The sequence below is a fragment of the Psychromonas sp. genome (genome assembly GCF_983033635.1).
In genome coordinates, this window is sequence record NZ_CEZLMY010000003.1 from 1 (window position 1) to 8,277 (window position 8,277).

Here is an 8,277-nt window from a genome sequence, read left to right on the forward strand (position 1 = left end):
AGCAACGGACTGTTAATCCGTGTGTCGCTGGTTCAAGCCCAGCAAGAGGAGCCACATCCAAAACCTAGACTTGTTAAGTCTAGGTTTTTTTTTGCGTTTTTTTTAAAGACCAATTAACCAGCTCTTTGAAAGCAAGCTGTAAGGTGCTTCTGGATTTCTATTGGATGTTGCAATGGCATGCCTGGAATTGCTCCCTAGAGCCGCTAGTGTGTATATTACTTAATGCGATTGCTATAAAGTATTGCTATTATTGCTATCTAAAATATTTAAGCGCCTCAATATATTATGACAAACTTTAAAAACTGTATCAGACAAGTTCAACAGCTCAATTTACTGTGCAAAATGATTAACTTTTTGCGTGGTTTTTTACTTATTCTGCTTTTTCTAAGCTTTGGGAAGCTGATCAGCGCATATTTACCCATTCCTTTCCCTGCTAGCATTATTGGTTTGATTTTATTGTTTATTGCTTTATCGACTTCGCTAGTAAAGGTGGAATGGATAACCATGTCAGGTAATTTTATTTTAAAATATATGGCATTGCTGTTTATTCCAATAGGAGTGGGTTTGCTTAATTATTTTGATCTGATTATCAGCCATTGGTTGGTTATTGTGTTCTCTTTACTATTTACAACACTATTTATTATGTTTTTAGTTGGGCACTTCTATCAGTATCTTAATAAAAAAGAGGAGAGCTGATTTGTTTTTATACCTTGCTTTACCGTTAACCATATTAGTATTTTTTGCCTGTAAATATCTCTATTCAGTAAAACCATGGGCAATTTTAAATCCGGTACTATTGTCAATTTTGTTTTTGATATTGCTCCACTATTTATTGGGTTTAGATTATAGCCAGTATCAAAAGGGGGCCTATCCATTGACGGCGTTATTAGAGCCAGCCGTTGTTGCCCTAGCATTGCCGCTGTATCTGCAACTTCATCTTATTAAAGAAAAATTAAATAGTATTTTATTAGCCTGCTTGCTTTCAGTGCTGGTCGCATTTTGCTGTGCTTTTTATGTGATGCCTTTGCTAGGTGCTGATTTAATCACATCGGCATCGTTGGCCGCTCAGTCAGTCACCACACCCATTGCAATGGAGATAAGTAAAAGTTTACAAGGCATTGTTTCATTAACAGCTGCTATGGTTATTTTTGCGGGTATTATTGGTGCAAGTGTCGGCTTAGGATTTCTAAAGCTGGTCGGTGTGAAAAACCGTCAGGCACAAGGTATCGCAATCGGTTGTGCCTCCCACGCGTTAGGTACGGCCAAAGTATTAGAAGTCGATACAGTAGCGGGGGCTTTTTCTTCTGTTGCATTGATACTCTGTGCCATTTTATCTGCACTATTAATGCCGCTGTTATATGCTTTTCTTTTTTAATCAGTTAAAAAGTTTTTCAACAAGCACAAAAAAGCCGAAGTGATACTTCGGCTTTTTTATGTTTACTGCAACTGAAGGTTAATCAGCAGCATAACCGTTTTCTGGCAGTATTTCACCATCAAGTACAGCTTGGCTGTTGACCATCATTAAACGCTCAGATAGAAACCATTGTGTTACTAAAGGGTAGATTAAATGCTCTTGTGTGAGTACTCGCTCAGCTAGATCTTCGGCTGTATCTTCAGCAAAAACAGGCACTTTAGCTTGTAATACTGTCGGGCCGCTGTCTAACTCAGGTGTCACAAAATGAACACTTGCACCATGCTCGCTATCACCTGCATCAATAGCACGTTGATGTGTATTGACACCTTGGTATTTAGGTAATAACGAAGGGTGGATATTAAGCATTTTGCCGATATATTTATTAACAAATTGTGTGCTTAAAATACGCATAAACCCAGCCATTAGAATTAAATCAGGTTGGAATGTATCAATAGCTTCACTTAACAAAAGATCGTATTGCTCGCGAGAGTTAATACCTTCGCTAAGCACAACTTGAGTGTTAATACCGGCATCACTTGCGCGTTGCAAACCATAAGCATCAGCTTTATTGCTAATCACAGCAACGACTTCTACTTTTTGATTTGCAAGTTCGCTGTTATGTAACTTATCAATGATCGCTTGCAGGTTAGTGCCGTTACCAGAGATAAGTACAACAATTTTTTTAGTAACTAAAGTTGTCATAAGCGTTTAGTTAATCTCTACTTGCGCTTCATTTTCAGCGGCATCTTCGATATGACCAAGTACCCAGGCGTTTTCACCTTGTGCAGTTAAAATCTCAACTGCTTTTTCTTTTTCAGAAGCCGGCACAACAATCATCAGACCAACACCACAGTTAAACGTGCGGTACATCTCTTCTGTTTCTACGTTACCATTTTCTTGCAACCAGTTGAAAATAGCTGGCCATTCCCAGCTTTTGCCATCAACAACCGCTTTACTGCCTTGTGGTAATACGCGAGGGATGTTTTCCCAGAAACCACCACCTGTAATATGTGAAATAGCATGAACTGGGCAGTTTTTAATTAATTCCAGAGTAGACTTAACGTAGATTTTAGTTGGTGTTAATAATGTGTCACCTAGCGTTGAATCGCCAAATGGTGCGCTTGTATCAGCTTTTGATACTTCTAAAATTTTACGTACTAACGAGTAACCGTTAGAGTGAGGACCACTTGAACCTACAGCGATTAATGCATCACCGGCTGCAACTTTAGTACCGTCAATAACGTCAGCTTTTTCAACAACACCGACACAGAAACCCGCGATATCATAATCGTCGCCTTCATACATACCTGGCATTTCAGCAGTTTCACCACCGATTAATGAACAGTTTGATTGTAAACAACCTTCACCGATACCTGTTACAACATCTGCTGCAACATCAACATCAAGCTTACCAGTCGCGTAATAATCTAAGAAAAATAGTGGCTCTGCGCCTTGAACGATAAGATCGTTTACACACATTGCAACTAAATCAATACCAACTGTATCGTGTTTTTTAAGGTCAATTGCCAAACGCAGTTTTGTACCGACACCATCAGTACCTGCAACTAATAAAGGCTCTTTATACCCGGTTGGTAGTTGACATAATGCGCCAAAACCACCTAAACCACCCATTACTTCAGGGCGTTTAGTGCGCTTTGCTACACCTTTAATACGTTCAACTAATGCTGTCCCTGCGTCAATATCAACGCCAGCGTCTTTATAGCTTAAAGAGGTTTTTTCGTTGCTCACTTGCAATCCTCGCAAAATTTAAAAGCGCTTATCGCTTTTATTGAATTTATTTACCAAATCATTTCAAAATGCAGATTCCTGCATTTGCAAATGGTTTGAGTATAACTGTGCGCATTTTAGCATTTATATGATTAGGGTCTAATTATTTATGTGCTGAATTGAAACTTTATGGTGAATCTTTCATAAATTAATAGTTATTAGGCGCTATATGGAAAACTAAAATGCATTTTCCTTTGTTTAAATTGACGAGTTTAACAACTTAATTATGATTATCATCTTGCAATAGAATTAGATCTGCTTATGATCTAGCTTTTATTATTTGCAATTGGCAGTTAAATTAATGACATTCATTTACTTAGCGCGTAGTTTATTTATCTTACTTCTTTCATTCAGTTCACTACTTTTTGCAAGTCAGTTTGATAACCCTTATCAAGGTAATATTGTTGTAAAACAACAAAGTGAAGCTCAATTAAAAGAGCTGGCATTAAAACAAGTTTTAGTAAAAGTATCTGGAAATGTTGAAATTGCTAAACTTGATGAAAGTAAACAGCTGCTGAAAAACACACAGAGTATATTGTCTCAGTATGGCTACCAAACATCAAAAGATACGCGTTATTTTATGGCTGTATTTGATAAACATAAAATTAATCAAGCATTAAAAGAGATGCAACAACCGATTTGGGGGGATACAAGACCCACAACACTGGTTTGGTTAATTAAAGATAGCAATAGTGATCGCCAACTTGTTTCTGATCATATGGTAAACCGCAGTGCAGATTCTGCATTATCCTGGGCACTTCAAAACCAGCAGCATAACCGCGGTATCGCCTTACAATTTCCATTAATGGATCTTGAGGATAATTTAGCGTTATCTATTTCTGATGTTTCGGGGCGTTTTTATGATCCAATAGCGACGGCTTCTAACCGTTATGGTATTAATCATTTTGTTGTTGCAAATTTAAAACAAAACAGTGCTGAAAAATGGTCTTTAGAGTGGGAACTGCTAAAATATAATCCGCTTAGTAAACAAAACGAGGTGCTGTTTTCAGAGAAAGTTAACGGTAAGAAATCCTCGCTACTGTCCTCAATGGTAAGTAATATTGCTGATTATTATGCAAGCCAATATGCTATTTTAGAAAATCAAGGTGAAAAGTTTTCGCAAACTATTTATATCAGTGGCGTTGACTCCCTAGTGGAATTAACCCAACTAAATAAAGTATTATCAAACCTATTAGCGATTGCTTCATTTAAAGTGACTGCAGTAGAAGGTTCACAGGTCACTGTGAATATTAAAATTAATGGCGGTCTGAATAGTTTTAAAAATGGACTTTCTGCACAGCCCAATTTACAACAAGACCTTTCTCAAAGTGAAGAATTTCACTTTAACTGGCGTTAATTAAGGAACCCCATGCCGCAGGATGAATTGCGCTTTCAATATCCATTATTAGCACTCAAATTTCCAGACGATGAAACTTTTGCCAGTTTTTATCCGGGTCAAAACGCAAGCTTATTAACACAACTGAAAAATAGTGTTGTTGGTTTGGGTGAACCTGTTTTATATATGTGGGGGGAGTCCGGTAGTGGGCGCTCACATCTATTACATGCATTATGCTCCGAAGTTGATGAGCGCGGTGAAAGTGTTGCTTATATTCCACTTGATCATTATCAGGGCATGAGCTTAGATATTTTTGAAAATATGGAAGCTGTAACACTTGTTTGTATTGATAATGTAGGTGCAATTGCGGGCGATAAAACGTGGGAAAAAGCTCTTTTTGATTTTTATAATCGCTGGCTAGATAACAAAAGCAATCGCCCGTCAGGTGCAAGTTTAGTGCTTTGTGCAAGCGATTTACCTAAACAGTTGGGTATAAAGCTTGACGATCTTGTTTCCCGATTTGAGTGGGGGGCCTGTTACCATTTATCACCACTTAATGATGAAGAAAAACTCGGTGCTCTGCAATTACGAGCGCAACTTAAAGGTATGAAGTTACCCGTTGATGTCGGGCGATTTTTATTAAACCGTTTATCACGAGAGATGAATACCTTATTAAAAACCCTGGACCGATTAGATAACGCTTCACTGGTAGCAAAACGTAAACTTACCATTCCATTTGTTAAAGAAGTTTTAGATCTTTAATAAACAGGGAGGAGTGATAATTTAATTTTTCTTTTTGCTCTTTTTATTACGAATACTCAGTCCTAACTCTCTTCCTTTATGCTTAGCAAAGTAGATATTCCCCGTTAGAAATAAAAGCGTTAACAATAATTCGATAGTTGCCAGGATTGTTTCCGTTTCTGAGCTGAATAAAATAACAATGCTGTGTATCAAATAAAATAAGGCTAAAAAACCACTCCACGCATAGGTGTAGGGATCACCGCGTAAAATACCTTTAAAAGGGAACAGTAAAGGCACAAACCAGATACTAGTTACAAACCACGGGCTTAGGTTTAATGTCGGGGGGGATAACCATAAATGCCAAATAGGTACTAAAAGTAATAATCCAAAATAACCTGATTTTGCCAGCAATTGATAGTGATCGGTTTTCATATAACTCAACTTATAAAAAAGAGCCAGAAAGTCTAGCTCCTTGTTTCTTAGATAATATCAAGGACAGATTCAGGTGGGCGGCCAATCGCAGCTTTGCCATTTGCCAGGACAATTGGACGTTCAATCAGTTTTGGGTTTTCAACCATTGTTTTGAGTAAGACTGATTCACTGTTTTCATCTTTTAGCGCTAATGTTTTATAGAGCTCTTCTTTGCAGCGCATCAATTGGCGTGCCGAGGTAAAACCTAATAAGCCAATGATCTGCTGCAGTGTTTCGACACTTGGTGGTGTTTCCAAGTATTTAATTACAACGATCGCATCGCTTTTATTTTCAAGTAAAGCTAAAGTTTCACGGCTTTTTGAGCAACGCGGGTTATGGTAGATAGTAATGTCGGTCATCTTTATTCCTTTTTTTGTGTAATTACTCAGGCCGTCGCCATTTAAGCTTATTTATGAAGTACATCCGTGTACTTCATTGCTACGCAACTGGCTAAAGTCATTCAAATATGTTCCATACATATTTGTCTGCGTTAAAAAATGCTCATTTAAACGACTAAACTGCGCTTTTTCGCCTTGAACTCATCATAAATGGCTTAACCCTGAGTATTTACAGTCTTATTTTATAAAAAAAACTCAGATTAATGCGGTGTTGAGTAGTTACTTTTTTGTTAACTATTCAGCTGGCCAAGTGACAATGTAATCTTCCAGATTATCGGGATCAATAGCCGCTTCGGAAATGATTTTACCTCGAATTGAACATCCAGCTTTATGCATTGCTGATTGACTGCCGGTAATTAAAGGATGCCATTCTGGCAGCGGTTTTTCTTCAACTAATAAACGGTATGCACAGCTTGCAGGTAACCAGTGAAATTGATCTATATCCTCTAAAGAGACTTTGACACAATCTTTTACTAATTTAAAACGTTGCTCATATTTCCGACACTGGCATGATTTCGTATGCAGCAGATGGCACGCAACATTGGTAAAATGCAGTTCTTCCGTATCATCATCAATAATTTTGTTTAAACAGCATTTACCACAACCATCACAGAGTGATTCCCACTCTTGTTTATCCATTTGTGATAGTGTTTTCTTTTCCCAAAAATTAGCCATGTCGACCCTATTGTGTTGGTGCGTTTATGCGCGGATGATTAATACGCTCAGAAAGGTAACTCACTGCCGTTGCAAAATAATATGAACGATTCCAGTGCATTAATACTTGGTAGTTATTATAAGCAAGATAAACTCTGCCGCTGGCATCATCAGGAATAACAATTGATGCATTAATATCAACCTTAGGCAGGGCTGTACCATCAAAACGGCGAACACCCAAATCTTGCCATTGCAGCAGTGTTTTTTGCTGTTTAAGACCTGCTAGCTGATTATCAAAATCGTCCGGCAATAAAACTTGGCGTCCCCATGTTTCATCATAATCCCAACCTTCTGTTTTTAAATAATTAGCAGCAGAAGCAAAAACGTCAGCATAGCTATTCCAGATATCTTTTTTGCCATCACCATCATAATCCACCGCATAGTTCAGGTAAGAGGTTGGCATAAATTGCACCTGTCCCATTGCACCCGCCCATGAACCGATAAACTCTTGTTGTTTAATATGACCCTGTTCTAAAATGGTTAATGCAGCAAATAACTGTTTTTTAAACAATTCTTCACGACGACCGTCATAAGCCATAGTTGTTAATGAAGAGATAACATAATGACGACCTGTTAGCTTACCAAAATTAGTTTCAATTCCCCAAAGTGCAACAATGAATCGAGGTTGTACACCATATTCTTTACCAATTTTATGTAACAGATGGTAATGCTTTTTATAAGCATCTCGTGCCTGTTCAATTTTCCAGTCAGGTACTGCACGTGGAATATAGGTATCTAATGTTAATTTAAACTCAGGTTGCGCCTTATCTGATTTAACACTGCGCTGTAAAAATTCTACGTTAGCAAAGGCATTATCAACAACGGTTGCATCTATGCCATTTTCTTTTGCTTCAATTTTTATCTTTGCAACATAATCTGCAAAAGGTATTTTTTGTTGCTTGTCGGCAGCTGCTGTTTGAGTTAATAACAAGCTTGTTAAAACCGTTAAGCAAACTCTTTTAAATGCACAGGGGAGATGTGTTGATTTAATCAATTTCATAACTGTTTCCTTTTTGCCTTTCTTGCCACTTTTTATGCTCTTTTAAATAGTCAACAGGAGGAGGCGGAAGTTGCAAATAATAACCATCTTTTGTAATTGCAGCGAGTACCTTGTCTGCGTCTGCAAGCGCGAGTTTTGTTCCTTCTTTGATATTTAATAACGAAACTAATTGCGGAGGACCAAATTGTGTTAAAAGCGCATCCGGAACAGGTGAAAAGTCGTCTCTTTTAGCGATAAAAAGATAAGTCTGTGATTTACGAATACTTTTATATACAGCACATAACATAATACTAATGTAGCCCTTTACTTGCCTATTGTGATAGCAAACTATAACATGCATACAGGTTTAATTTTGATAGAAAATCACTGATTTTTAAATCAATTAATTAAAATTTAAAAAGATAGGATGATTATG

General features: G+C 37.5%; 11 protein-coding genes. 4 read left to right on the forward strand and 7 right to left on the reverse strand.

What is annotated here, in order from left to right:
* Positions 1 to 342 precede the first annotated feature (342 nt).
* Positions 343 to 696 (forward strand): CidA/LrgA family protein, encoded by a 354-nt coding sequence (locus AC4GME_RS00730; RefSeq protein WP_490376976.1) that lies wholly within the window; start codon positions 343 to 345, stop codon positions 694 to 696.
* A 1-nt stretch (position 697) separates the two neighbouring features.
* The gene (locus tag AC4GME_RS00735; RefSeq protein WP_490376975.1) at positions 698 to 1,375 is read left to right on the forward strand and encodes an LrgB family protein; all 678 of its coding nucleotides are present in this window, start codon (positions 698 to 700) and stop codon (positions 1,373 to 1,375) included.
* A 78-nt stretch (positions 1,376 to 1,453) separates the two neighbouring features.
* Here AC4GME_RS00735 and purN read toward each other — a convergent pair whose 3' ends face one another.
* Positions 1,454 to 2,116 (reverse strand): phosphoribosylglycinamide formyltransferase, encoded by a 663-nt coding sequence (purN, locus tag AC4GME_RS00740; protein WP_490376974.1) that lies wholly within the window; start codon positions 2,114 to 2,116, stop codon positions 1,454 to 1,456.
* Positions 2,117 to 2,122: 6 nt separating this feature from the next.
* Positions 2,123 to 3,163 carry a phosphoribosylformylglycinamidine cyclo-ligase gene (gene purM, locus AC4GME_RS00745; RefSeq protein WP_490376973.1) on the reverse strand — a complete coding sequence of 347 codons (1,041 nt, stop codon included), beginning with the start codon at positions 3,161 to 3,163 and terminating at the stop codon, positions 2,123 to 2,125.
* A gap of 340 nt (positions 3,164 to 3,503) precedes the next feature.
* On the opposite strand from purM, the gene AC4GME_RS00750 reads away from it, so the two are divergent.
* Positions 3,504 to 4,559, forward strand: a complete 1,056-nt coding sequence (locus AC4GME_RS00750) for a DUF8605 domain-containing protein (protein WP_490378892.1) — start codon at positions 3,504 to 3,506, stop codon at positions 4,557 to 4,559.
* Positions 4,560 to 4,571: 12 nt separating this feature from the next.
* On the forward strand, positions 4,572 to 5,300 hold the full coding sequence (hda, locus tag AC4GME_RS00755) for a DnaA inactivator Hda (RefSeq protein WP_490376971.1): 729 nt from the start codon (positions 4,572 to 4,574) through the stop codon (positions 5,298 to 5,300).
* A gap of 21 nt (positions 5,301 to 5,321) precedes the next feature.
* Here hda and AC4GME_RS00760 read toward each other — a convergent pair whose 3' ends face one another.
* From AC4GME_RS00760 to AC4GME_RS00780, 5 genes are all read right to left on the reverse strand, one after another.
* Positions 5,322 to 5,711 (reverse strand): DUF2069 domain-containing protein, encoded by a 390-nt coding sequence (locus tag AC4GME_RS00760; RefSeq protein ID WP_490376970.1) that lies wholly within the window; start codon positions 5,709 to 5,711, stop codon positions 5,322 to 5,324.
* A 47-nt stretch (positions 5,712 to 5,758) separates the two neighbouring features.
* Positions 5,759 to 6,109: an arsenate reductase (glutaredoxin) gene (arsC, locus tag AC4GME_RS00765; RefSeq protein WP_490376969.1), complete on the reverse strand. Its 351-nt coding sequence runs from the start codon at positions 6,107 to 6,109 to the stop codon at positions 5,759 to 5,761.
* A 273-nt stretch (positions 6,110 to 6,382) separates the two neighbouring features.
* Positions 6,383 to 6,823, reverse strand: coding sequence for a YcgN family cysteine cluster protein (locus tag AC4GME_RS00770; protein ID WP_490376968.1), 441 nt, complete (start codon positions 6,821 to 6,823; stop codon positions 6,383 to 6,385).
* 7 nt (positions 6,824 to 6,830) lie between these two features.
* Entirely contained in the window at positions 6,831 to 7,862 is a 1,032-nt protein-coding gene (locus AC4GME_RS00775) for a lytic murein transglycosylase (RefSeq protein WP_490376967.1), read from the reverse strand.
* A complete protein-coding gene (locus AC4GME_RS00780; RefSeq protein ID WP_490376966.1) occupies positions 7,849 to 8,148 on the reverse strand; it encodes a YcgL domain-containing protein in 300 nt (99 codons plus the stop codon). The genes AC4GME_RS00775 and AC4GME_RS00780 overlap by 14 nt, the downstream gene beginning before the upstream one ends.
* Between the last annotated feature and the right edge of the window lie 129 nt (positions 8,149 to 8,277).

What these genes read in the sequence shown, in the direction of transcription:
- AC4GME_RS00730 (WP_490376976.1), top strand. Translation starts at nt 343, where the DNA reads ATGATTAACTTTTTGCGTGGTTTTTTACTTATTCTGCTTTTTCTAAGC.
- purN (WP_490376974.1), bottom strand. Translation starts at nt 2,116, where the DNA reads ATGACAACTTTAGTTACTAAAAAAATTGTTGTACTTATCTCTGGTAAC.
- AC4GME_RS00750 (WP_490378892.1), top strand. Translation starts at nt 3,504, where the DNA reads ATGACATTCATTTACTTAGCGCGTAGTTTATTTATCTTACTTCTTTCA.
- hda (WP_490376971.1), top strand. Translation starts at nt 4,572, where the DNA reads ATGCCGCAGGATGAATTGCGCTTTCAATATCCATTATTAGCACTCAAA.
- AC4GME_RS00760 (WP_490376970.1), bottom strand. Translation starts at nt 5,711, where the DNA reads ATGAAAACCGATCACTATCAATTGCTGGCAAAATCAGGTTATTTTGGA.
- arsC (WP_490376969.1), bottom strand. Translation starts at nt 6,109, where the DNA reads ATGACCGACATTACTATCTACCATAACCCGCGTTGCTCAAAAAGCCGT.
- AC4GME_RS00770 (WP_490376968.1), bottom strand. Translation starts at nt 6,823, where the DNA reads ATGGCTAATTTTTGGGAAAAGAAAACACTATCACAAATGGATAAACAA.
- AC4GME_RS00775 (WP_490376967.1), bottom strand. Translation starts at nt 7,862, where the DNA reads ATGAAATTGATTAAATCAACACATCTCCCCTGTGCATTTAAAAGAGTT.
- AC4GME_RS00780 (WP_490376966.1), bottom strand. Translation starts at nt 8,148, where the DNA reads ATGTTATGTGCTGTATATAAAAGTATTCGTAAATCACAGACTTATCTT.